This is a genomic window from Streptomyces albospinus, from assembly GCF_014648695.1.
Lineage (GTDB): Bacteria > Actinomycetota > Actinomycetes > Streptomycetales > Streptomycetaceae > Streptomyces > Streptomyces albospinus.
This window is the reverse complement of sequence record NZ_BMRP01000020.1, coordinates 26813-49910: the sequence shown is the minus strand read 5'-3', so window position 1 is coordinate 49910 and position 23098 is coordinate 26813. Positions and strand designations below refer to the sequence as shown.

The following is a 23098-nucleotide window of genomic DNA, read 5'->3' as shown; positions in this document are numbered from 1 at the left end:
GGCTGGTACCGGCGGCCCTCGGCACCGACGGCGCCGGCTCGGTCCGGATCCCCGCCGCCTGGTCCCATCTCGTCGGCATCAAGCCCCAGCGCGGCCGGATCTCGACCTGGCCGGAGGCCGAGGCGTTCCAGGGCATCACCGGCATCGGGCCGCTGGCCCGTACGGTCGAGGACGCGGCGCTGCTGCTGGACGTGGCCAGCGGCAACCACGCCGGAGACCTGCACCGGCCGCCGGCCATCGCGGCCCGCGAGGCGGCCGGCCGCGACCCCGGGCGGCTGCGCATCGCGCTCTCCTGGAAGGCCGCCATCACCTTCACCCGCAAACCGCTGCACCCCGACGTGCGGGCGGCGGTGACCTCACTGGCCCGTACGCTGGCCGGCCTCGGCCACTTCGTGGAGGAGGCCGAACCGGACTACGGGCTCGTCGGCCTGGCCTTCGTGCCGCGCGCCACGGCCGGCGTCGGCGAGTGGGCGGCACGGGTCCCCGACCCCCGGCTGCTGGACCGCCGGACCCGGGACGCGGCGCGGCTGGGGCGGTTGCTCGGCGGGCCCTTACTGCGCCGGGCGCGCGCCGTGGAAAGCCGCCAACAGCAGCGCATCGGCGCGCTGTTCGGCCCCTACGACGTGCTGCTGACACCGACCACCGCCACCCCGCCGCCACGTGTCGGCTCCCTCGCCAGGCTCAGCGGCTGGCGTACCGACCGGGCCATGATCGCGGCCTGTCCGTACGCCTGGCCGTGGAACGTCCTCGGCTGGCCGGGCGTCAGCGTCCCGGCCGGCTTCAGCGCCGGCGGGCTGCCGCTGGGCGGTCAGCTCCTCGGCCCGGCCCATACCGAGCCGCGGCTGATCTCGCTGGCCGCCCAACTCCAGGACGCGCTCCGGTGGCAGGACCGGCGGCCCGGCGACGGGCTCAGCCCAGGAGTGTGAGGATCGCGTCCGTGGTGCCGGTCTCGCCCAGCCGCGGGAAGATCTTCTCCAGGCTGTTGCGGTGCGCCGCCTCGTCCAGGTCGGTCACCGCGTCGGTGGCGACGGTGACGTGGTAGCCGTGCTCGTGCGCGGCCCGGGCGCTGGACTCCACGCCGATGCTGGTGGCGACGCCGGCGAACACGATCTGGGTCACCCCGCGGCGGCGCAGCTCCAGGTCCAGGGCGGTGCCGTGGAAGGCGCCCCACTGCTGCTTGGTGACGGTGATGTCGCCCGGCTGCCGGTCGACCTCGTCGACCAGTTCGGCCCAGTCGGCCGGCAGGGTGTGGCCGCCGGCCGGGGACTCCGTACGGCCCGGCGCGCCGCCGGTCACGTTCACCAGCACGACCGGCAGCCCGCGCTCGCGGAACGCCGCGGCCAGCCGGGCGCCGCGCGCGACGATCCCGTCGGCGGGGTGGACGGTGGGCAGCGCGACGATGCCCTTCTGAAGGTCGATCAGGACCAGTGCGGTCCGCGGGTCGAGAGTGGTGACGGGCATGGATTCTCCTGTGGGGGTGATGAGTTGACGGTAGATCAGGTTCTGGTGCGGGTCGGGCCGGTGCGCAGCGAGCGGTCGGCCAGGGTGAGGGCCAGCAGCAGGACGGCGAGGACGCCGCCGGCCAGGGCGATGGCATGCAGCCCGGAGTCCGTTGCGCGCTGCCCGTACAGCAGTCCGATGAGGCTGGAGGCGGAGATCGCGCCGAGGTACTGGGCGGTGCGCTGGAGTCCGGCGGCGGCGCCCACGCCGTCGGCCGGTGCCTGGGCGTAGACGGCGGCCTGATTGCCGGTGGAGGCCAGGCCCTGCGGGATGCCGAACAGCGCACCGGCGACGAGCAGTACGGCGACCGGGCTGCTGCCGTGCAGCAGCAGGAGCACCGCGCTGCCGACGACGAGGAAGCCCGCGGCGACGGTCAGCGGGGCGCGGATGCCCTTCGTACGGGCGCCGGCGAGCGAGCAGACCGCGGCGGCGCCGGACATCGGCAGCATGATCAGCCCGGCGTGGAACGACGCCAGCCCGTGCGCCTGCTCCAGCCACTGGCTGTAGCCGTAGAGCACGCAGTAGATGACGAGATACGCCAGCCCGTGCCGGAGGTAGGTGAGCACCAGCGCGCGATTGCGGGCCAGCATCCGCAGATCGAGGAACGGTTCCGGGTGGCGCAGCTGCCACCACACCAGGACGGCGGTGAGGACGGCGGTCGGCGCGAGCAGCGGCCAGCGCGGCGCGTCCAGCCGCAGCAGGAAGAACATCGCGCAGGTCAGGGCGGCGGCGAAGAGCGCGATACCGAGCGGGTCGAGGGAGCCCCCGGCCGGGTCCGCGCCGTCCGTGGCGCGGGCCGTACGCCGGGTCTCCCGGTCGGGCGGGAGCCAGGCGAGCGCACCGGCCAGTGCCAGCAGCGCCAGCGGGACGTTGACCGCGAAGACCGCCCGCCAGCCCCAGGTCGCGGCCAGCAGCCCGCCGAGGGTGGGGCCGACCGCGGCGCTGGCCAGCGCGGCGAGCGAGATCCGGCCGAAGACGGCCCGGGGTGCCGGCCGCCCCACCCGGCGCGACTCGGCGCGCAGCATCGCCATCGCCGCCGGATAGGCGGCGGCGGTGCCGACGCCGAGGACGACCCGGGAGACGATCAGCAGCGTGAAAGTGGGCGCCAGCGCCCCGATGAGGCCGGCGGCGACCACCGCCACCGCACCGGCGGCGAACACCCGGCGCGGCCCGATGCGGTCGGCCAGCCGCCCCAGCGACGGCTGGCCGACCGCACTGGCGAGATACATCGCGGAGATCAGCCAGGCGGTGTCGGCGGCCCCGACGCGGAAGTCCTGGCCGATCGCCACCAGAGCGGTGGCGATCATCGTCGAGTTGATGGGGTTGAGGAGGGACCCCAGCAGCAGCGGGGTCATCAGCCGGGCACCGAAGCCCGGGTCGGGGGAGGGGCCGGCGGTCCGGCCGGCGGCTGCGCCGGTCCGGCCGGGAGCGCCGGGGGCTTCGGGGGCGCTCATTCCCGTGTCAGCCGTCGTATGAGTGCGGTCGCCGCCTCCAGAGTCCGCTGCTCGTCGGCGGTCAGCCGGTCGGCGATGGCCACGGCCAGCCAGTTGTTCTTGGCCTGCCGTACGTCGGCGAGTACCCGGTGGCCCTGGTCGGTGAGGGAGAAGACGACCTGGCGCCCGTCCGTGGGATGCGGGCTGCGGGCGAGGATCCCGCCGTCCTCCAGCGCGCCGACGGTCACCCGCATCGACTGCGGGCGCACCAGCTCGGCGCGGGCCAGCGCGGCGATCGTGGACGGCCCGTCGGCGTCGATACGGGCGATGACCGCGCGCTGGGTGGGCGTGAGGGCGCCCTGCGGCGACGCGGCGCGCAGCTGGCGCATCAGCAGCGACACCGTCGCGCCGAGGTCGGTCGCCAGGCGTTCCTGGTCCTTGTTCGGCATACCTCGACCCTAGAAGCTCGACAGAAAAACTTGCAAGTTTCCCTGTCGAGTTTTGCCGGTATTTTGCTGTGCCTGCGGGCGGTGCCCGTACGCCTCCTCACGTCTGCTCGCGTTCCGGCCGCTCACCGCCCTGTGCGGATTCGGAAAAGCTCCCGTAGCACGGTCGTTATCGCCCCCGAAACATGCCGGGTGTCGAATGCGGGCAGGCCGGAGAAGTCCGGTCCGCGGGGGGAGAGGCACGGCATGACGGTTATTCAACTCCGGAGTCCTGCCGAGGAGTTCGCCCGATTCCTGACCGATCTCGGGCGGCTGCTCGATCCGGCCGCCGGCTGGTACGGGGTCTTCGTGCAGCGCGATCCGGAGGGCCTGCGGGCCTGCCTGGAGGGGCGGGAGGTGCCGCACTGGGACGTGGTGGAGTCCCTGCTGCACGACCTCGCCACGCAGCACGGGGACGCGGCGGTGCGCACCATGGGCCCGCGCGCCCGGCGGCTGTACGCCCGCGCGGTCGCCGGCCACGACGCCCAGCCGGGCGGCCGGCCCGCGCTCCGCGACCGGCTGGCGGTGATGGTCCGCGAGCAGCGGCAGGCGGCGGCGCGCTCCAGCGAACTCCGCGTCGCCGCACGGTTCGCCCAGGACCCCGCGGAGGGCGAGCGGCTCTCCCGCGAGCTGGCCTGGGCCCAGGACGACCACCTCCGGGCGGGCGCCCGGGTGCGCGAGCTGCGGGCGCGGCTGGCGTCGCTGGAGGAAGCGGGGGAGGGTGCGCGGGCCGCGGCCCCCGGAGGCGACGCGGCTGCCGCTGCGGGCGACGCCCCGGCGCGTGGCGGCGGATCCCCCGCCCGGGAGGGCGAAACCCGCGCCGGGGAGGCTGCACCTCCGGCCCCTGAGGGCGACGCCCCCGCCGCGGAGGCTGCATCCCTCGCCGCTGAGGGTGCCGCCCCCGCCCGTACGGCCAAGTCTCCGGCCCGTAAGGACAAGGCCGCCGGCCGCCCGCGCGGAGCGCGTTTCGCCGGGCTGGAGGTGGCGGACGAGCCGGCGCCCGCCGACGACCGGCCGACGCCGGACGGCCCCGCGGCGGCGCCCGCCGCGTCCGGCCCGGCCCCCCGCGGCGCCCGCTTCGCCGGCGCGTACGCCGCCCCGGGCGGTGGGCCGGAAGACGGGCCCGGCGGCGACGCGCCGGGCGGTGCGGCCGATCCCGGGGTGCGCCGCTGTGCCGCCCGTACCGCCTACCGTCTGGCCCACCATCGGCCGCCCGGCGAGGACGGCCCCGCGTACGTCGAGATCTGCACCGCAGCGGCCCGTCCCGCAGCAGAACTCCCCTACCTCCTCGACGAGTTGGAGATTGCCGGACTCACCGCCGACATCCCCACGCTGCTCTGGGAAGTGGCCTGCCTGCCGCCCGACGGGCTCGCCGCGGCCACCGAGGCGCTGGTCGCCGCGGGCCGCCCCGCGGACGGCTCGGCACTGCTCCGGCAGAGCGTGGCCCGCCCCGTGGCCGAGGTGGGCCGGACCGCGCTGGCGCTGCTCGACCGCGGGCGTCCGGAGCAGGCCGGGGAACTGCTCGCCGCGCTGGTCCGGGCCCGTACGCCCGACGACGCGGCGGCGGTGGCCGCCGCCGACCCGGTCACCCTAGGGCCGCTCCTCCTGGAGGCCGCCCGGACCGTCTCCCCCTCCCGGCACGGCGATGTCGCCCGCGCCCTGCGCGCCGCCGGACACCCGGCTCCGCGCTGAGCGCCCGGCGGACGCGCCGCGCTGAGAGATGGTCTTGCCACGGTGCGTGACGGGGCTTACGGTCGCCTCCACACGCGTAGATCCGCGTGCCCGCAGGCTGACGCACCGACAAAGGAGCAGCTCATGGCCGATGTTGTGCGTGCCGCTCTGGTCCAGGCGACCTGGACCGGCGACACCGAATCCATGATCGCGAAGCATGAGGAGTACGCCAGAGCGGCGGCTGCGCAGGGCGCGAAGGTGATCGGCTTCCAAGAGGTCTTCAACGCCCCGTACTTCTGCCAGGTCCAGGAGCCGGAGCACTACCGCTGGGCCGAGCCGGTGCCCGACGGCCCGACCGTCCGCCGGATGCAGCAGCTCGCCCGCGAGACCGGCATGGTGATCGTGGTGCCGGTCTTCGAGGTCGAGCAGTCCGGTTTCTACTACAACACCGCGGCCGTCATCGACGCCGACGGCACGGTGCTCGGCAGCTACCGCAAGCACCACATCCCGCAGGTGAAGGGATTCTGGGAGAAGTACTACTTCAAGCCGGGGAACGCCGGCTGGCCGGTCTTCGACACCGCCGTCGGCAAGGTCGGCGTCTACATCTGCTACGACCGCCACTTCCCGGAGGGCTGGCGGCAGTTGGGCCTCAACGGCGCCCAGCTGGTCTACAACCCGTCGGCCACCTCCCGCGGCCTGTCCGCCTACCTCTGGAAGCTGGAGCAGCCGGCCGCCGCGGTCGCCAACGAGTACTTCATCGCCGCCATCAACCGGGTCGGCGTCGAGGAGTACGGCGACAACGACTTCTACGGCACCAGCTACTTCGTCGACCCCCGCGGCCGGTTCGTCGGCGAGGTCGCCAGCGACACCAAGGAGGAACTGGTCGTCCGCGACCTGGACTTCGGGATGATCGACGAGGTGCGCCAGCAGTGGGCGTTCTACCGCGACCGGCGCCCCGACGCCTACGACGGGCTGGTGAAGCCGTGAACCAGCACTCCCACGACCCCGCCGGACTGCACGCCCGCCACCGCGCCGTCATGCCCGAGTGGCTCGCCCTCTACTACGAGCGGCCCCTCGAACTCACCCACGGGGAGGGCCGGCACGTCTGGGACGCCGAGGGCAACCGCTACCTCGACTTCTTCGGCGGCATCCTCACCACCATGACGGCGCACGCACTGCCCGAGGTGACCAAGGCGGTCGGCGAGCAGGCCGGCCGGATCCTGCACACCTCGACCCTCTATCTCTCCCGGCCCATGGTCGAGTTGGCGGAGCGGATCGCGGCGCTCTCCGGCATCCCCGACGCCCGGGTCTTCTTCACCACCTCCGGCACGGAGGCCACCGACACCGCGCTGCTGCTGGCCACCTCCTACCGCCGCTCCAACCAGATCCTGGCGATGCGCAACAGCTACCACGGCCGGTCGTTCTCCGCGGTCGGCATCACCGGCAACCAGAGCTGGTCGCCGACCAGCCTCTCCCCGCTCCAGACGCTCTATGTGCACGGCGGGGTGCGCTCGCGCGGCCCGTACGCGGAGCTGAGCGACGCCGACTACACCGCGGCCTGCGTCGCCGACCTGGAGGACATGCTCCAGCAGACCGCGGGCGGGGTGGCCGCGCTGATCGCCGAACCGGTCCAGGGCGTCGGCGGGTTCACCGCACCGCCGGACGGGCTCTACGCGGCGTTCCGCGAAGTGCTCGCCCGCGAGGGGATCCTGTGGATCAGCGACGAGGTGCAGACCGGCTGGGGCCGCACCGGTGACCACTTCTGGGGCTGGCAGGCGCACGGCGAGAACGGCCCGCCGGACCTGCTGACCTTCGCCAAGGGCATCGGCAACGGGATGTCCATCGGCGGCGTGGTGGCCCGCGCCGAGATCATGAACTCCCTGCCCGCCAACTCCATTTCGACGTTCGGCGGCAGCCCGGTCACCATGGCCGCGGGGCTGGCCAACCTCACCTACCTCCTGGAGCACGACCTCCAGGGCAACGCCCGGCGGGTCGGCGGGCTGCTCATCGAGCGGCTGCGGGCGGTGGCCGCCGGGCTCGACGTGGTGCGCGAGGTGCGGGGACGGGGCCTGATGATCGGGGTCGAGCTGGTCCGCCCGGGGACCGACGAGCGCTCGCCCGAGGCGGCGACGCTGGTCCTGGAGGCGGCCCGGGAGCGCGGCCTGCTGGTGGGCAAGGGCGGCCAGGGCGGCGCCTCACTGCGCATCGCGCCGCCGATGACGCTGACCGTCGCCGAGGCCGAGGAGGGCGCGGAACTGCTGGAGGACGCGCTGCGGTGGGCGCAGCAGCGGCTGGGTGAGGGGTAGCCCGCCCCACGCGCCCGGCGGGCCGTCCCGGAACGTGCTCCGGGGCGGTCTCGCGGCCGGTCAGCGACCGGGTGCGACGTCCAGGTAACTCCGGCCCACCGCCGGGCTGTTGAGCCATGCGGTGGCCTGGCCCTTGACGCCGTCGGAGCGGTAGACGCCCCACTTGTCGGTCACCCAGTCGGCGCGCAGAGTCGCCGCCCCGTACTGCTCGGTGCCGCCGGCCAGCTTCTGGGCGGTGCCGTTGTGCCAGAGCTTCACCCAGCCGTCGGCGGGGTTCTTGGAGATCTTGATCCCGATGACGAAGTCGTGCCAGGTCTTCAGGGACAGCCCGGTGTGCCACAGCTGAGTGGTCTTCAGCTCGGGGTCGCAGTACTCCAGGTCGACGGTGCCGTCACCCCGCGCGCGCAGCGACAGCGGCGGGGTCGAGGCGCCCGAGCCGTAGTCCTTGAGCTGCCACAGGACCACCCAGTCGCCCTTCTTCGTCGGCAGCGGGCCCCACATGGAGCGCCAGCCGATGTAGAAGACGTCGCCCTCCTTGGAGAAGCGCAGCGGTCCGCCGGCGGTGCGGTGCCCGCGGGTCTCGACCCGTACCCGGGTGGGGCCGTCGATCTTGTCGCCCGAGGTGTGCAGCTCGAAGGACCTGCCGTGCTGCCCGGCCGGGTCGTCGACGACGGTGACCGAGCCCGGCTTGGTCTCGACGCCCTCGAAGGAGGCGGAGCCCTTGGCGGGGTCGGCGCGCCACAGCGGGGCCGCACGGTGGGCGCCGGCCGGCTCGGTCGCGGACGGCGCCTCCTCGGCGACCGCGGTCCAGGTGCCGACCAGCGCGATACCAGTGACGAGAGCAACTCCCCATCGTATGCGGAGCGTTGGACGTCGCTTCATGGCGGACTCCCGTGGTGGGGGATGGGACGGGAGTGAAAGTTAGGTTTGTTTCCAGTTGTCGTCAAGGGGGTGCGCGGACGGCGGGGGATTTCCCCGGCTGCCGCCGGGGCCGCCACCCGACGCGAACTGACGGGGTGTCGGGAGCGCGGCGGGGAGCCCGCCCTAGTGCCGGGCGGCGGCCCCGCGGATCGCCTCGGCCACCGCGGTGAAGAACCGGGTGTGCGCGCGCCGGCTCGCCGGAGCCTCCGGATTCCACGGCAGCACCCGGGCCCGGCCCTCGATCGCCCGCCAGTGCTCGTCGGTCCGCAGCGCCTCGACGCGGGCGGCGTTGGCCCGTACGTCGATCAGGACGACGTCCGGGGCCAGTGCGGCGGCCTCCGCCCAGGCGACCGTCGACCAGTTCGCGCCGGCTCCGGCCGCGGGCTCCGGCAGCTCCACCCCCTGCTCGGCCAGCGCCCGCAGATCCGGCCAGGCGCCCGGCCGGGCCAGGTGCACCCGCTCCGGCCCGGCGGGCGACAGCGCCACCACCCGCGGTCGCACCGGGCCGCCGCTCGCCTGCCGCAGCACGTCCTCGGCGGCGTCCAACTCCCTTGCCATCGTGAGTGGTTCACCGTGCCCCAGGGAGCCGGCGAGCGCCGCGAAGCGTTCCCGCACCTCGGCGAGGCCGCGCCCGGGACCCACCGCGACGGTGGCCACCGGGACGTGCGTCTCCAGCTCCAGTGCGGTCTTCGCCTCCAGGCCGTAGACCTGCTCGCTGTCGTAGGTCACCGCCACCACGAGGTCCGGGCGGGCCTCCAGGAGCGTGTCCGGGTGCAGCGCGGCCCCCGAGCCGAGGTACGGGATCTCCCTGAGCGGCAGCTCGCCGCCCTTGGCCGGGTCGGCCGCGGCCCCGTCGTGCTGGGACCCGAAGATCCCCACCGGGCGGATGCCGTGGTCCCACAGTGTCGCGCCCGCCTGTATGTACGCGACGATCCGTTCCGGCCGGTTTCCGGCCACCACCAGGCGCCCGCGGTCGTCGGAGAACTCCCACGGTGTGCTCTGCTCCATGGCACATCGCCTTTCTGACGTCGTTTGTGCGCTTTCTCGCGTCCTCGGTGCTGCTTGTGAAGGTGTGTTTCGGCTATAACTTTCGAAGTTGTGGGTCCGGAGCCTGTTTACTGCCCACCGGGCCGCCCCCGCACCCCTGCCGCGGCGCTCCCCGAGCCCCGGTTGAACCGCCCGGCTGATCGTCGGCGCAACACGGCCGCCCCGGCCCATTACCCGTCACGGTATTGCCACGGTGGGTGACATGCTTCTACGGTGTCTCCTTCTCGACCGGAATCTACGGGTGTAGACCAGCTTGTGACGTGGCATCAGGTAGGGAGATGGGATAGGTGAGCCGTACGGTCATCAAGGGCGGACTGGTCATCACCGCCGCCGACGAGATGCAGGCCGACGTCCTGGTGGAGGACGGCCGGATCGCCGCTCTCGCCGCACACGGCAGCCGGGCCGCCGCCGGCTGGGAGGAAGCGGCGGACCGCACCCTCGACGCCACCGGCAAGTACGTCATCCCTGGCGGCGTCGACGCCCACACCCACATGGAGCTCCCCTTCGGCGGCACCGCGGCCTCCGACACCTTCGAGATCGGCACCCGCGCCGCCGCCTGGGGCGGCACCACCACCATCGTCGACTTCGCGGTCCAGTCCCGCGGCAACTCCCTGCGCGCAGGCCTCGACCAGTGGCACGCCAAGTCCGATGCCCAGTGCGCCATCGACTACGCGTTCCACATGATCCTCTCGGACGTCAACGAGCACACCCTCAAGGAGATGGACCTCCTGGTGTCCGAGGGTGTCACCTCCTTCAAGCTGTTCACCGCCTACCCCGGCGTCTTCTACAGCGACGACGGGCAGATCCTGCGGGCCATGCAACGGGCCGCCGGCAACGGCGGGTTGGTGATGATGCACGCGGAGAACGGCATCGCCATCGACGTCCTCGTCGAGCAGGCACTCGCCGCGGGCCACACCGACCCCCGCTACCACGGCGAGGTCCGCCACGTCCTCCTCGAAGCCGAGGCCACCCACCGCACCATCCAGCTCGCGCGGGTCGCCGGCGCGCCCCTCTACGTCGTCCATGTCTCCGCCGAGCAGGCCGTCGACGAGATCGCCCGGGCCCGCCGGATGGGGCTCAACGTCTTCGGCGAGACCTGCCCGCAGTATCTGTTCCTGTCCACCGACAACCTCGCCGAGCCGGACTTCGAGGGCGCCAAGTACGTCTGCTCCACCCCGCTGCGGCCCCGGGAGCACCAGGCGGCGCTCTGGCGCGGGCTGCGCACCAACGACCTCCAGGTGGTCTCCACCGACCACTGCCCGTTCTGCTTCCGGGGCCAGAAGGAGCTCGGCCGCGGCGACTTCTCCAAGATCCCCAACGGGATGCCCGGCGTGGAGAACCGGATGGACCTGCTCCACCAGGCCGTCGTCGAGGGCCGGATCAGCCGCCGCCGCTGGATCGAGATCGCCTGCGCCACACCGGCCCGCATGTTCGGCCTCTACCCGAAGAAGGGCACCATCGCCCCCGGCGCCGACGCCGACCTCGTCCTCTACGACCCCACCGCAGAGCAGACCGTCTCCGCCAAGACCCACCACATGAACGTCGACTACTCGGCGTACGAGGGCAAACGGCTCACCGGGCGCGTCGAGACGGTCCTCTCCCGCGGTGAACTCGTCATCGACCAGCGGACGTTCACCGGCCGCGCCGGGCACGGCCAGTACATCCCGCGCGGCACCTGCCAGTACCTCCTCTGAGCCGCCCTGCCGCACCCCGCACCACCCGTACCCCACCGCGTAAGGAGCACCCGTGGACTTCGGAGTCGTCCTCCAGGCCGATCCGCCCGCCTCCGCCGTCGTGTCGCTGATGCGCCGCGCCGAGCGCAACGGCTTCCGCTACGGCTGGACCTTCGACTCCGCCGTCCTGTGGCAGGAACCGTTCGTCATCTACAGCCGCATCCTGGAGCACACCGAGCGGCTCATCGTCGGCCCGATGGTCACCAACCCCTCCACCCGCACCCCCGAGGTCACCGCCTCCACCTTCGCCACCCTCAACGACATGTACGGCAACCGCACCGTCTGCGGCATCGGCCGCGGCGACTCCGCGATGCGGGTGGCCGGCCGGCCACCGAACACCCTGGCCCGGCTGGGCGAGGCGATCGGCCAGATCCGCGACCTGGCCGAGGGGCGGGAGGCGGACGTCGGCGGGCACCGGATCCGGATCCCCTGGGTCAAGGGCGGCAAGCTGCCGGTGTGGATGGCGGCCTACGGCCCCAAGGCCCTTGCCATGACCGGTCAGTTGGCGGACGGCTTCATCCTCCAGCTCGCCGATCCCTTCCTCACCGAGTGGATGGTCAAGGCGGTCCGGCAGGCCGCGGTGGACGCCGGCCGCGACCCGGCCGGGATCACCATCTGCGTCGCCGCACCCGCCTACGTCGGCGACGACCTCGGCCACGCCCGCGAGCAGTGCCGCTGGTTCGGCGGCATGGTCGGCAACCACGTCGCCGACCTCGTCGCCCGCTACGGCGAGCACTCCGGCATGGTCCCCGACGAACTCACCGACTACATCAAGGCCCGCGAGGGCTACGACTACGCGCACCACGGCCGCGCCGACAACCCCGACACCGCCTTCGTCCCCGACGCCGTCGTCGACCGCTTCTGCCTGCTGGGCCCCGCCTCCGCCCATCTCGACAAGCTGCGCACCCTCCAGGCGCTGGGCGTCGACCAGTTCGCGGTCTACGCCATGCACGACGCCAGGGAAGCCACCATCGACGCGTACGGAGCAGAGATCATTCCCGCGTTCGCCGACTGAACGGGCGCCGGTGCGGGGCGAGTTGGCGCCCTGTGGTGACCGGCGGCCCGCTCCGGACGAAAGGTCCCCGCATGCCCGCGACCTCCGCAGCCGAGCCGCCGGACCCCCCGATACCGCCCACCGGCCGGATCACCGCCCCTGACGGCGGGGGCGAGCCGGCCCCCGGCGCCATCGCCCCGCACGGCCGGTACACCAACCCCGATCTGCGCCCGGTACCGCTCGCCGAACGCCGCTGGACCACCTACAACTTCGCCGCCCTGTGGGTCGGCATGGCCCACAACATCCCCTCCTGGACCCTCGCCTCCGGCCTCGTCGCACTCGGCATGGACTGGAAGCAGGCCGTCGTCACCATCGCACTGGCCAACCTCGTCGTCCTCGTCCCGATGCTGCTCACCGGCCACGCCGGCCCGAAGTACGGCATCCCGTTCCCGGTCCTGGCCCGCGCCTCCTTCGGGCTGCGCGGCGCCAACCTCCCGGCGCTGATCCGGGCCGTCGTCGCCTGCTGCTGGTTCGGGATCCAGACCTGGATCGGCGGCCAGGGCATCTACATCCTGCTCGGCAGGATGACCGGCGGCGGCTGGTCCGCCGCCACCGTCGTCGCCGGCTACCCCTGGACCCTCTGGCTCTGCTTCGGCATCTTCTGGGCCGCCGAACTCGCCATCATCCACCGGGGGATGGAGACCCTGCGCCGCTTCGAGAACTGGGCCGCGCCCTTCGTCCTCGTCGGCGCGCTGGTGCTGCTCGGCTGGATGGCGGTCAAGGCCGGCGGTTTCGGCCCGCTGCTGGACCAGCCCAGCGCACTGGGCTGGGGCCGGGACTTCTGGCCGGTCTTCTTCCCGTCCCTCATGGGAATGATCGGCTTCTGGTCGACCCTGTCCCTCAACATCCCCGACTTCACCCGCTTCGGCTCCGGCCAACGCGCCCAGGTCTGGGGTCAGTCGCTCGGCCTGCCGACCACCATGACGGCGTTCGCGCTGCTCTCCGTCCTGGTCACCTCCGGCTCCCAGGCCGTGTACGGCGCACCGATCTGGGACCCGGTCGCGCTCGCCGCCAAGGCCGACAGCGTCTTCGGCCTGCTCTACGCCCTGGTCACGGTCCTGATCGCGACCATCTCCGTCAACATCGCCGCCAACGTCGTGTCACCCGCCTACGACCTGGCCAACCTGGCGCCCGCACACATCACGTTCCGCAGGGGAGCACTGATCACCGGGGTGGTCGGTGTGCTGATCATGCCGTGGAAGCTCACCGCCACGCCCGAGCTGTACATCTTCACCTGGCTCGGCGTCGTCGGCGGCCTGCTCGGCACCGTCGCCGGCGTGCTGATCGCCGACTACTGGCTGGTCCGCCGCACCCGCCTCGACCTCCCCGGCCTCTACCGGCCCGACGGCCCCTACTGGTACACCGCCGGCTGGAACTGGCGCGCCGTGCTCGCCTTCGCCGTCGGCGGCGCGCTCGCCGTCGGCGGCTCGTACTCCCGCCCCGGCAAGGGCCCGTTCCCCGCCGGCGGCCTGATCCCGTTCCTCAAACCCCTGGCCGACTACGGCTGGGCCGTCGGCCTGGCCACCGCCCTCACGCTCTACGCACTCCTCATGGCCGCGGCACCCGCACCGGCCACGCGGCGGAGCTGACGCCGGCGCCGCGGTCCGTACGGTCCGTACGGTCCGTTCGGTCCCGAGGAGCGGGTCAGGGCACGCGGGTGGTCCACTCCTCGTTCCCGAACTTGGTGCTCACGAGTTCCCGGGCGCGGGCCATCTCCTCGGCGGTGACGCCGCCGCGGGTGAGGCCGTAGCGCGACCGGAAGGAGTCGATCATCTTGTCGATGACCGCTTCGCGGGGGAGTCCGGTCTGGCGGCGCAGCGGGTCGACGCGCTTCCCTGCGCTCCTGGTGCCCTTGTCGGACAGCTTCTCCTTGCCGATCCGCAGCACCTCCAGCATCTTGTCGGCGTCGATGTCGTAGGACATGGTCACGTGGTGCAGCACCGCGCCGGGCCCGCCCTCCGGCCCGACCATCCGCTTCTGTGCGGCGCCGGCGACCTTCCCGAGTTCGGTGGCGATGTCGTTGAGCGGCTGGTACCACGCCTTGATTCCCAGGTCGCCGAGCGCGGCCAGCACCCAGTCGTCGAGATAGGCGTAGGAGTCCGCGAAGGAGAGCCCGGAGACCAGGGCCTCGGGTACGGACAGGGAGTAGGTGATGGTGCTCCGCGGCTCCGCGAACATGGCTCCGCCGCCGGAAATCCTGCGGACCACGGTGACGCCGTGGCGGGCCGCGCCCGCGGGGTCGACCTCGTTGCGGAGGGACTGGAAGCTGCCGATGACGACGGCCGGGGAGTCCCATTCCCAGACGCGGAGCGTGGGCGGCCGGCGGCCGGCAGCCACCTCCGCGGTGATGACCTCGTCGAGCGCCATGTGGAGGGCCGGCGACTGGGGCGTTTCATGGATGAGCTGCCAGTCGTAGTCGCGCCAGTCGGTGGCCTGGGCGAGGGCGCGCCGTACCGCGACGGCGACGCTCTCGCTGGTGAAGCCGAACAGCACCGCCGACTCGGGGAGCGCGGCGTCGACACGCGCGGTGAGCCCCGCGGTGTCGGTGCCGGCCGGTGCGCCCTCCAGCGCGGCGTTGATCAGCAGGAGGGCTTCGTCGGGCTCCAGGAAGAAGTCTCCGGCGACACGGACGTTCCTCAGATACGCGTCCTCGACGTCCAGATCGACGACCACCAACTTGCCGCCGGGGACCTTGTACTCGCCGTGCACTGCGCACTCTCCGCTTCGTCGGCACCGTGACCCGGACCGGTGCCGGATACTCGTCGGCCCGGATCCGGGTAGATCCGGATCCGCGTCACCACCGTAACGGCCGCGGCGGCCGGATTTGCCTTCGAGTGGACTCCAGCCGCCACACTGACCGCGAGACGATCCGCGCTGCGGACGGAAAGGCGGCAGCTGATGGAGACAACGAGCCGGCCGGGACACCCCCTGCCGTACGACACCTACCGGCAGGCCATCGAGCGGGAGACCCTGCGCTTCGCCGAGGTGGTCGACGGCGCCGACCCGGCGACCGCCGTGCCCTCCTGCCCCGACTGGACGCTGGCCGAACTTGCCCGCCACGTAGGAGCGCTCCAGCGCTGGTTCAGCACGCTGCTGACCGGGCTGGTGCAGGAGCCGCCGCGCAGCCGCGACGTGGAGCTCGGGCTGCCGGAAGACGCGGCGGAGTATGCCGGCTGGGTTGCCGCGGGCGTCCCGGGAGTCGCCGAAGTACTGCGCGGCACGGACCCCCGGGCGGCGATGTGGGCCTGGGGCGAGGACCAGCACGCACGGTTCTGGGCCCGCCGGATGCTGTACGAAACGCTGGTGCACCGGGTGGACGCGGAGCACGCGGTCGGCCGCGAGCCGGAGATCGACGCGACCCTGGCGGCGGACGGGGTGGACGAGTTCCTCGTCAACCTGCCCTACGCGGGGCTCTTCGCCCCTGCCGTGAAGAAGCTGCACGGCACCGGCGAGACCCTCGCCTTCCGGTGCGCGGACCCGGCCGGCGGCACCGGCGCCGAGTGGCGGGTGCGGCTGGAGCCGGACGGCTTCCGGCTGCTGCCGGCAGCAGCCGACGACGCGCCGTCCGAGCCGGACGCCGTCGTACGGGGGCAGGCGGCGGACCTCCTGCTGCTGCTCTACGGGCGGCGCTCGTACACGGAGGCCGCCTTCGACGTCTCGGGCGACGCGGCGGTGCTCGACCACTGGTTCGCCCACACGGCCTTCTGAACCGCCGGGGACCGGGCCGGCGGACCCGTCCGCGCCGATCCCCGGCGCGCCGGGCCCGTCCGCCCGCTCTCAGTCGAACCGCTCTCGGCCGAACCGCTCTCAGCCGAACCGCTCCAGCAGACGGGGCAGCGCGGTCCCGATCGGTTCGCGGATCACCTCGGCGGCCTGGGGGCACCTCCCAGCGGTAGCTGGGGGAGCGTCGTACGGCGTCGGCTGGGCATTGACGATGATCAACTGCGCGCCGTGCTCCGCGGCCACCCCGGCGAGCGAGGCGGCCGGCTGCACCTGGAGCGTCGTACCGACCGCCACGAAGACCTCGGCCGCCTTCGCCACGCCCAGCGCCGTACCGAGCACCTGCGGATCCAGCCGCTCACCGAACATCACCGTCGCCGACTTCAGGATCCCGCCGCACACCAGGCACGCCGGATCGGGATCGCCCGCCGCCACCCGCTCCAGCGCCTCCTCCATCGACGAACGGGCATGGCAGCGGGTGCAGGTGACGGCGCGTGCGGTGCCGTGCAGCTCCAGGACCTTGCGCTCGGGCAGCCCGGCGAGCTGGTGCAGCCCGTCCACGTTCTGGGTGATCACCCGCACCGGCGTCCCGGACCGCGCCAGCGCGGCCACCGCCTCGTGCGCCGCATTGGGCCGGGCCCGGAAGGCCGGGCTCTCCTGCCGCATCCGCCACGAGCGCCGCCGGATCTCCGGATCGGCCATGTACACGTCGTAGGTGACCAGCTTCTCCGCGTCCGGGTCGCGCCGCCACAGCCCTCCCCCAGGCTCCGCCCGGGGGCGCCCCCATCGCTGTGCTCGACCGCGGTAGTCGGGGATCCCGGAGTCGGCGGAGATGCCGGCGCCGCTCAGGATCGCGACGAGCGGGCGGTGCCGCGGTCGGCCGGACACCGCCGGCTCCTCCGTGCTGGTCATGGCGCGAGCGTACGGAAGGAGGCGGGGCGCGGCGACCCGGTTTCGGGGCGTCAGCGGGTGACATCGGGGTGCCGGCCCGGCGCATGGCTGCGGGCTGGGGGCGCCCCCGGCCCGCAGCTGCGCGTCCCAGCCGGTGGCGCCCCCGGGGAGCGGCCGGCCGCGGGTGGGACCGGATCCGGGGAACAGCGCGCGCAGCTCCGCGTCCCGCCGCCGTCCCGCCGCCGCTCCAGGGCGGCGATGCGCTCCTCGTACGCCCGCAGGACGTTCCCCCAGCTACCGCTGGGAGGTGCCCCCAGGCGGCCAGGGGCGCCGCCGCGCCCTCGTCCGCGCGGCGCAGGCGCAGCACCTCCGGCCGGCCGCCCTCGGCGAGCGCCGCCGCCAGCCGGTCGCGGCCGTCCAGCAGCACGAACGCGGCGAGGGCGCTGATCCCCGACAGGACGACCGGGGGGAGGATCCCCTCGCGGTACCGGCGGCGGTACGCCTTCACCCGCGCCGCCTCCGGAGCGGCGAGCGGACGCGGCGGCAGGATGTCGCGGCGGTCCGCCACGGGATCGCCGTGACCGAACCAGGTGATGTGCCCGCGGTCCGGGTCGTGCGCGCCAGGGTCGACCAGGAGGCGTCGACGGCATGTGTGCCCATCCCGGGCAGCAGCAGCCAATTCCCTTCGTGCAGCGGCCCGTTGGGGCTCTCCCGCAGCGCGCCGGCGACGTGGTGCGCTCAGCGGGCGGACCAGGCCGCGTCGTCGTCCGGGCACGCCTCCCGGTACGCGCGGGCCGTACCGGCGCGCAGCGCGGGCAGCGGCGAGACGTACCGCCCCGTGCGCGCGTAGTGCACCCCGCGGCGCGTCGCCCGCCGGCGCGCCGGCAGCACGACGTCCGCGCCCTGCACCACCGTCAGCCGCCGCCCGTCGGCCGTCTCGCAGCGCAGCGGCGGGCGATCCGGCCCGTCGGCCGCGAGCGCGAGCCCCTCCCAGCGGGCGCCGTCGGTGTGGCGGGGGAGCGCGGTGCGGTGCAGGGCCACGTGGGGAGGGTACGGGTGATCCGTACACCCCTGCGAACCCCTGACGCAGGCGGTGCGAACCGATCCACCGACGGCAAGGAGGCCGTGTGTTCACCACCCGCCCCACCCTCCAAGGCACCTTCGGGATGGCCTCCAGCACCCACTGGCTGGCCTCCCAGTCCGCGATGGCCGTCCTGGAGGACGGCGGCAACGCCTTCGACGCCGCGGTCGCCGCCGGGTTCGTGCTGCACGTCGTGGAACCGCACCTGAACGGGCCGGCGGGCGAGGTGCCCGTCATCCTGGCGCCCGCCGGCGGGCCGGTGCGGGTCCTCTGCGGCCAGGGCCCGGCACCCGCCGGGGCGAGCGTCGCCCACTACACCGCCCTCGGCCTCGACCTGGTGCCCGGCACCGGGCCGCTCGCCGCCGCCGTCCCCGGCGCGTTCGACGCCTGGATGCTGCTGCTCCGAGACCACGGCACCAAGTCCCTGGCCGAGGTGCTGCGTTACGCCATCGGCTACGCCGAGCACGGCCACCCTGCCGTCGAGCGGATAGGGGAGACCGTGGAGACGGTGCGGGAGCTCTTCACCACCGAGTGGACCTCGTCCGCCGAGATCTACCTCCCGGGCGGCAGGTCCGTCGCCCCCGGCGGACTGCTCACCAACCGCCCGCTGGCGGCCACCTGGCGCCGCCTGATCACGGAGGCGCAGGCCGCGTCGGCGGACCGCGAGGCGCAGCTCGACGCCGCCCGCCGCATCTGGCGCGAGGGCTTCATCGGCGAGGCGCTGGCCGACTTCGCGGCCCGCCCGGCCCTGGACACCTCGGGCGAGCGCCACGCCGGCACCCTGACCGGGGACGACCTGGCGGGCTACTCCGCCACCTACGAGGACCCGGTGACCTACGACTGGCACGGCTGGACCGTGGCCAAGGCGGCCGGCTGGTCCCAGGGCCCCGCCTTCCTCCAGCAACTCGCCCTGCTTCCCGATGAGTTGCCCGCCATCGGCAGCCCCGAATACGTCCACCTGCTCATCGAGGGCAGCAAACTCGCGATGGCCGACCGCGAGGCGTGGTACGGCGACGCCGCCGAGGTGCCGCTGCACGCCCTCCTCGGCGACGGCTACAACGCCGAGCGCCGCAAGCTCATCGACCGGCACGCCTCGTACGCCCTGCGGCCCGGCAGTCCGGACGGGCGCCCGCCCCGGCTCGGCAAGCAGGCCCTGGCGGCGGCCTCGGGCGCGGTCGGCTTCGACCCGCTGGGCATCTCGGGGAGCGGGGCGGGGGAGCCGACCGTGGCCCGCGGCGGGCCGTCCGCCGCCGAGCCCCGGGTCGACCGGGACGGCACCACCCGCGGCGACACCTGCCACCTCGACGTCGCCGACCGCTGGGGCAACCTGGTCTCCGCCACCCCCTCCGGCGGCTGGCTCCAGTCCAACCCCGTCGTCCCCGCGCTCGGCTTCCCGCTCGGCACCCGGCTCCAGATGGCCTGGTTGGAGGAGGGCCTGCCCAACACCCTCACCCCCGGGCGCCGCCCCCGCACCACCCTCACGCCGTCCCTCGCCCTGCGCGACGGCGTCCCCGTCATGGCCTTCGGCACCCCCGGCGGCGACCAGCAGGACCAGTGGCAGCTGCACTTCTTCCTCGCCGCGGTGCTGCGGCCGGAAGTCCGCGGCGGGCCCGACCTCCAGGGCGCCGTCGACGCCCCGAACTGGCACCACGACTCCTTCCCCGGCTCCTTCTTCCCGCGCGCGATGCGGCCCGGCAGCGTCACCGTCGAGTCCCGTATCGGCACCGACGTCATCGAGGAGCTGCGGCGCCGCGGGCACGACGTCACCGTCGGGGCCGCCTGGTCGGAGGGGCGGCTGTGCGCGGTGGCCCGCGACCCCGAGACCGGAGTGCTGTCGGCGGCGGCGAATCCGCGGGGGATGCAGGGGTACGCGGTGGGGCGCTAGGCACCGTCCCGCCCCGACCCACCGGACGGGCGCCGGCGCCGGGCCGCCGACCGGTATCCACCCGCCGACCTGCGCAGACGCGGGCGGGTACAGCCGGGGGAGCGGCGGTGCGCGGCCGGCCGCCGCCCGCCCGGCCGCACCCGCCCGTGCCCTCCGCGGCATCGGGAGTTCACCTGGAGTCCAGTCGTCGTGTCAGTGGCACGTGGTTCGATGGACGCATGATCGAAGCACTTCGTACCCAAGATTCGGGAGATACCACGAATATCACCGAAGACCTCGCGACGACCCCCGCAGCGCCCCCGGTGAACCCGTCGCCGGACCTCTCCGCACTGGACCTGGCCGCCGTCGAGGACGCCATCCGCCAGGCCGCCGCAGACGAGATCATGCCGCGCTTCCGGCAGCTCGCCGCCGATGACATCGTCGAGAAGAACGGCCCGCACGACCTCGTCACCACCGCCGACCGCCGCGCCGAGGAGCAGCTCACCGCCGCCCTGACGGCCTTGCTGCCCGGCTCCCGCGTCGTCGGCGAGGAAGCGGTCCACGCCGACCCGGCCGTCCTGGACGCCCTGCGCGGTGACGCCCCCGTATGGATCGTCGACCCCGTCGACGGCACCCGCCAGTTCGTCCACGGCGACCCCGGCTTCGCCACCCTGGTCACCCTCGCCCACCGCGGCGAACTGCTCGCCTCCTGGACGTACGCGCCCGCCCTCGGCCTGATGGCCACCGCCCGCCGCGGCGCCGGCGCCTGGCTGAACGGCGCACGGCTCACCGCCGGCCACCCCGCCGCCGGCGCCGTCCTCGATGTCGCCACCTCCCACCACGACTTCACCAGCGACGACGAGAAGCGCGTCCTGGCCGCCCTGGACACCGGCGGCATCGCCCCCCGCCCCTGCGGCTCCGCGGGCCTGGAATACCTCCACATCGCCCAGGGCCGGATCGACGCCACCGCCTTCAGCTGGGAAAACGCCTGGGACCACGCCGCCGGACTGCTCCTCGTCCACGAAGCGGGCGGCGCCAGCGGCACGGTCGCCGGCCGGCCGTTCCGCATAGAAGGCGGCAACGCGCTCCCCTTCACCGCCGCACGGGACGCCGAGACGGCGCGGCGTATCCTCGGACTGCTGGCAGCGGCCAACTGACCCTCACCGACGAGGGTCGGACGTGAGGGGAGTGGCGCAGGTGCCGAGGATGCTCGATGCCGTCGTGATCGGGGCAGGACCCAACGGCCTGACGGCGGCGGTCGAACTGGCCCGCCGCGGCATGTCCGTGGAGATCTTCGAGGCGCGCGACACCATCGGCGGGGGAGCCCGCACCGAGGAGCTGACCCTCCCCGGCTACCGCCACGACCCCTGCTCCGCGGTCCACCCCCTCGGCATCGGCTCACCCGCCTTCCGCGCCATGCCCCTGGAGCGGTACGGCCTGGAGTGGCTGCACCCCGACCTCCCCATGGCGCACCCCTTCCCCGACGGCACGGCCGGGGTGCTGGCCCACTCCGTCGGCGAGACCGCCATGTCCTTCGGGCCGCGCGACGCCGGCACCTACCGCCGGCTCGTCGCCCCGTTCGTCGGCAAGTGGGACGCCCTGTCCCGCGACTTCCTGCGCACCCAATGGCTCGGAGTGCCCGGCGACCCGGTCACCTACGCGCGGTTCGGCCTGGTCGCGATGCAGCCGGTCACCCTCCTCAACCGCCGCTTCCAGGACGAGAAGGCCCGCGCCTTGATGGCCGGCCTCGCCGCCCACGCCATCGCCCCGCTCCGCGGCTTCGGCACCAGCGGCCTGGCCCTGATGTTCGCACTCGCCGCGCACGCCAACGGCTGGCCGGTGCCCCGCGGCGGCTCCCAGGCCATCTCCGACGCCCTCGCCGGCCTGCTGCGCGCCCACGGCGGCGCCGTGCACACCGACTTCGAGGTCAAGCGCCTGGACGACCTCCCGCCGGCCCGCGCCTACATCTTCGACACCTCACCGACCGCGCTCGCCCGGATCGCCCGCCTCGGCAACGCCTACCGCGACGTCACCTACGGCCCCAGCGTCTTCAAGATCGACTACGCGATGGACGGCCCTGTGCCCTGGACCGCCAAGGAAGCCCAGCGCGCCGGCACCGTCCACATCGGCCCCACCGGCGCCGAGATCTCCGCCGCCCTCGACGCCGCCTCCGAGGGCCGCGATCCCTCCGTCCCGTTCCTCATCACCTCCCAGCCCAGCATCATCGACCCCACCCGCGCCCCCGAGGGAAAGCACACCTTCTGGGCCTACGGCCACGTCCCCAACGGCTGGCAAGGCGACGCCACCGAGGTCGTCGAGCGGCAGATCGAGCGCTTCGCCCCCGGCTTCCGCGACCTCGTCCTGGCCCGCGCCGTCGCCGGCCCGCCGCAGCTCGCCGCCCGCAACGCCAACTACGTAGGCGGCGACACCGCCACCGGCTCCGCGGCCGGCCTGCGCCTCCTCATCCGCCCCAAACTCGCCCGCGTCCCCTACGAAACGGCCCACCCCGCCGTCTACCTCTGCTCCCAGGCCACCCCACCCGGCCCCGGCGTCCACGGCATGTCCGGCCACTACGCCGCCAGGGCGGTCTGGCGCCGCCTGCACGCAAGCCGCCGCTGACCCCCGGCGCGTCCGTCCCGGCCGCCCCACCCCGTCCTCCTACGCTCTACGCCCATGAGCACCACCCTCACCCTCACCCGGGGCGACATCACCGAACAGGCCGTGGACGCGGTGGTCAACGCCGCCAACTCCACCCTGCTCGGCGGCGGGGGAGTGGACGGCGCGATCCACCGGCGCGGCGGCCCGGACATCCTCGAAGAGTGCCGCGCCCTGCGCGACGGCACCTACTTCCGCGGCCTTCCCACGGGCGCCGCCGTCGCCACCACCGCCGGCCGGCTCCCCGCCCGCTGGGTGATCCACACCGTGGGTCCGCGTTTCACCCACCAGGAGGACCGGTCGGAGCTGCTGGCTTCGTGTTACCGGGAGTCGTTGCGGGTGGCGGACGAACTCGGCGCCCGTACTGTTGCCTTTCCGGCGATCTCCGCGGGCATCTACGGGTGGCCGATGGAGGACGCCGCCCGGATCGCGGTGGAGACGGTGCGGGCGGCTCAGACGTCGGTCGAGGAGGTCAGGTTCATCCTCTTCGACGAGGCGGCGTACGAGGCGTTCGCCCGACAGGTCCGGTAACGACGGTTGCGGCTGGTACCCATCTCGCCTGAGTCCCCTGTCCGGTTGCGTCGAATGTGCCGGGTCCGAGCGGGAGATGCCGGCACATTCGGCCTTTTTGTGCCCAGTACGAACAGCGGTGTCGACACGGTCTCGATGACGCATCATGTGGAGTGCGTCGCATCCTTGAACCGTCCGCGAAGGGGTCCTGACCTGCGCCTTTGTGA

At 73.7% G+C, this 23098-nt stretch carries 19 protein-coding genes and 1 pseudogene; 12 read left to right on the top strand and 8 right to left on the bottom strand.

Translation table 11 applies throughout. From position 1 onward, the window contains the following. A pseudogene (locus IEZ17_RS42815) lies at positions 1–926 on the top strand (amidase family protein); the annotation flags it as partial. Here the strand turns inward: IEZ17_RS42815 and IEZ17_RS25395 are convergent. Genes IEZ17_RS25395 through IEZ17_RS25385 form a run of 3 tightly spaced genes read right to left on the bottom strand, consistent with a single transcriptional unit; the run spans position 910 to position 3382 of the window. Next, positions 910–1461 (bottom strand): isochorismatase family protein, encoded by a 552-nt coding sequence (locus IEZ17_RS25395; protein ID WP_189303895.1) that lies wholly within the window; start codon positions 1459–1461, stop codon positions 910–912. The pseudogene IEZ17_RS42815 and the gene IEZ17_RS25395 overlap by 17 nt on opposite strands. A 35-nt stretch (positions 1462–1496) precedes the next feature. After that, positions 1497–2954, bottom strand: coding sequence for an MFS transporter (locus tag IEZ17_RS25390; RefSeq protein WP_189303894.1), 1458 nt, complete (start codon positions 2952–2954; stop codon positions 1497–1499). Beyond that, positions 2951–3382: a MarR family winged helix-turn-helix transcriptional regulator gene (locus IEZ17_RS25385; RefSeq protein WP_189303892.1), complete on the bottom strand. Its 432-nt coding sequence runs from the start codon at positions 3380–3382 to the stop codon at positions 2951–2953. The genes IEZ17_RS25390 and IEZ17_RS25385 overlap by 4 nt, the downstream gene beginning before the upstream one ends. Before the next feature lie 243 nt (positions 3383–3625). On the opposite strand from IEZ17_RS25385, the gene IEZ17_RS25380 reads away from it, so the two are divergent. From IEZ17_RS25380 to IEZ17_RS25370, 3 genes are all read left to right on the top strand, one after another. Continuing rightward, positions 3626–5110, top strand: coding sequence for a hypothetical protein (locus IEZ17_RS25380; protein WP_189303890.1), 1485 nt, complete (start codon positions 3626–3628; stop codon positions 5108–5110). A gap of 123 nt (positions 5111–5233) precedes the next feature. Further along, the gene (locus IEZ17_RS25375) at positions 5234–6076 is read left to right on the top strand and encodes a nitrilase-related carbon-nitrogen hydrolase (protein ID WP_189303888.1); all 843 of its coding nucleotides are present in this window, start codon (positions 5234–5236) and stop codon (positions 6074–6076) included. Positions 6077–6126: 50 nt separating this feature from the next. Beyond that, positions 6127–7395, top strand: a complete 1269-nt coding sequence (locus tag IEZ17_RS25370; RefSeq protein ID WP_189304071.1) for an aspartate aminotransferase family protein — start codon at positions 6127–6129, stop codon at positions 7393–7395. Between the two features lie 60 nt (positions 7396–7455). On the opposite strand, the gene IEZ17_RS25365 is transcribed toward IEZ17_RS25370, so the two are convergent. Next, positions 7456–8277, bottom strand: coding sequence for a heparin lyase I family protein (locus IEZ17_RS25365; RefSeq protein ID WP_189303886.1), 822 nt, complete (start codon positions 8275–8277; stop codon positions 7456–7458). A 162-nt stretch (positions 8278–8439) separates the two neighbouring features. Beyond that, positions 8440–9324, bottom strand: coding sequence for a TroA family protein (locus IEZ17_RS25360; protein WP_189303877.1), 885 nt, complete (start codon positions 9322–9324; stop codon positions 8440–8442). Between the two features lie 326 nt (positions 9325–9650). Here IEZ17_RS25360 and hydA point away from each other — a divergent pair, with 326 nt between their 5' ends. From hydA to IEZ17_RS25345, 3 genes are all read left to right on the top strand, one after another. Then, positions 9651–11057 carry a dihydropyrimidinase gene (gene hydA / locus IEZ17_RS25355; RefSeq protein ID WP_189303875.1) on the top strand — a complete coding sequence of 469 codons (1407 nt, stop codon included), beginning with the start codon at positions 9651–9653 and terminating at the stop codon, positions 11055–11057. A 52-nt stretch (positions 11058–11109) separates the two neighbouring features. Continuing rightward, on the top strand, positions 11110–12111 hold the full coding sequence (locus IEZ17_RS25350) for a TIGR03842 family LLM class F420-dependent oxidoreductase (RefSeq protein WP_189303873.1): 1002 nt from the start codon (positions 11110–11112) through the stop codon (positions 12109–12111). 71 nt (positions 12112–12182) lie between these two features. Beyond that, the gene (locus tag IEZ17_RS25345; protein WP_189303871.1) at positions 12183–13739 is read left to right on the top strand and encodes an NCS1 family nucleobase:cation symporter-1; all 1557 of its coding nucleotides are present in this window, start codon (positions 12183–12185) and stop codon (positions 13737–13739) included. Between the two features lie 55 nt (positions 13740–13794). Here the strand turns inward: IEZ17_RS25345 and lplAB are convergent, their stop codons facing one another. Then, positions 13795–14859 (bottom strand): lipoate-protein ligase LplAB, encoded by a 1065-nt coding sequence (lplAB, locus tag IEZ17_RS25340; protein WP_189303870.1) that lies wholly within the window; start codon positions 14857–14859, stop codon positions 13795–13797. A gap of 189 nt (positions 14860–15048) precedes the next feature. Between lplAB and IEZ17_RS25335 the strand changes: the two genes are divergently transcribed. Continuing rightward, positions 15049–15858 (top strand): maleylpyruvate isomerase family mycothiol-dependent enzyme, encoded by an 810-nt coding sequence (locus IEZ17_RS25335; RefSeq protein WP_189303868.1) that lies wholly within the window; start codon positions 15049–15051, stop codon positions 15856–15858. A gap of 99 nt (positions 15859–15957) precedes the next feature. Here the strand turns inward: IEZ17_RS25335 and IEZ17_RS25330 are convergent, their stop codons facing one another. Together IEZ17_RS25330 and IEZ17_RS25325 are read right to left on the bottom strand one after the other, a co-directional pair. Then, the gene (locus IEZ17_RS25330) at positions 15958–16782 is read right to left on the bottom strand and encodes an SIR2 family NAD-dependent protein deacylase (RefSeq protein ID WP_189303866.1); all 825 of its coding nucleotides are present in this window, start codon (positions 16780–16782) and stop codon (positions 15958–15960) included. A 717-nt stretch (positions 16783–17499) separates the two neighbouring features. Beyond that, on the bottom strand, positions 17500–17802 hold the full coding sequence (locus IEZ17_RS25325; RefSeq protein ID WP_189303865.1) for a hypothetical protein: 303 nt from the start codon (positions 17800–17802) through the stop codon (positions 17500–17502). Positions 17803–17888: 86 nt separating this feature from the next. On the opposite strand from IEZ17_RS25325, the gene IEZ17_RS25320 reads away from it, so the two are divergent. The 4 genes from IEZ17_RS25320 to IEZ17_RS25305 all read left to right on the top strand — a co-directional run bounded on the left by IEZ17_RS25320 (position 17889) and on the right by IEZ17_RS25305 (position 22892). After that, a complete protein-coding gene (locus IEZ17_RS25320) occupies positions 17889–19727 on the top strand; it encodes a gamma-glutamyltransferase family protein (RefSeq protein ID WP_189303863.1) in 1839 nt (612 codons plus the stop codon). A 218-nt stretch (positions 19728–19945) separates the two neighbouring features. Beyond that, a complete protein-coding gene (locus tag IEZ17_RS25315; RefSeq protein WP_189303861.1) occupies positions 19946–20863 on the top strand; it encodes an inositol monophosphatase family protein in 918 nt (305 codons plus the stop codon). Positions 20864–20903: 40 nt separating this feature from the next. Then, entirely contained in the window at positions 20904–22325 is a 1422-nt protein-coding gene (locus IEZ17_RS25310) for a phytoene desaturase family protein (protein ID WP_189303859.1), read from the top strand. A gap of 54 nt (positions 22326–22379) precedes the next feature. Next, positions 22380–22892, top strand: a complete 513-nt coding sequence (locus IEZ17_RS25305) for an O-acetyl-ADP-ribose deacetylase (protein WP_189303857.1) — start codon at positions 22380–22382, stop codon at positions 22890–22892. Positions 22893–23098: the final 206 nt, after the last annotated feature.

Excerpts from the sequence above, each read along its gene's own strand:
- IEZ17_RS25395 (WP_189303895.1), bottom strand. The coding sequence starts at position 1,461 with ATGCCCGTCACCACTCTCGACCCGCGGACCGCACTGGTCCTGATCGAC.
- IEZ17_RS25390 (WP_189303894.1), bottom strand. The coding sequence starts at position 2,954 with ATGAGCGCCCCCGAAGCCCCCGGCGCTCCCGGCCGGACCGGCGCAGCC.
- IEZ17_RS25385 (WP_189303892.1), bottom strand. The coding sequence starts at position 3,382 with ATGCCGAACAAGGACCAGGAACGCCTGGCGACCGACCTCGGCGCGACG.
- IEZ17_RS25380 (WP_189303890.1), top strand. The coding sequence starts at position 3,626 with ATGACGGTTATTCAACTCCGGAGTCCTGCCGAGGAGTTCGCCCGATTC.
- IEZ17_RS25375 (WP_189303888.1), top strand. The coding sequence starts at position 5,234 with ATGGCCGATGTTGTGCGTGCCGCTCTGGTCCAGGCGACCTGGACCGGC.
- IEZ17_RS25370 (WP_189304071.1), top strand. The coding sequence starts at position 6,127 with ATGCCCGAGTGGCTCGCCCTCTACTACGAGCGGCCCCTCGAACTCACC.
- IEZ17_RS25365 (WP_189303886.1), bottom strand. The coding sequence starts at position 8,277 with ATGAAGCGACGTCCAACGCTCCGCATACGATGGGGAGTTGCTCTCGTC.
- IEZ17_RS25360 (WP_189303877.1), bottom strand. The coding sequence starts at position 9,324 with ATGGAGCAGAGCACACCGTGGGAGTTCTCCGACGACCGCGGGCGCCTG.
- IEZ17_RS25345 (WP_189303871.1), top strand. The coding sequence starts at position 12,183 with ATGCCCGCGACCTCCGCAGCCGAGCCGCCGGACCCCCCGATACCGCCC.
- IEZ17_RS25335 (WP_189303868.1), top strand. The coding sequence starts at position 15,049 with ATGGAGACAACGAGCCGGCCGGGACACCCCCTGCCGTACGACACCTAC.
- IEZ17_RS25330 (WP_189303866.1), bottom strand. The coding sequence starts at position 16,782 with ATGACCAGCACGGAGGAGCCGGCGGTGTCCGGCCGACCGCGGCACCGC.
- IEZ17_RS25315 (WP_189303861.1), top strand. The coding sequence starts at position 19,946 with ATGATCGAAGCACTTCGTACCCAAGATTCGGGAGATACCACGAATATC.
- IEZ17_RS25305 (WP_189303857.1), top strand. The coding sequence starts at position 22,380 with ATGAGCACCACCCTCACCCTCACCCGGGGCGACATCACCGAACAGGCC.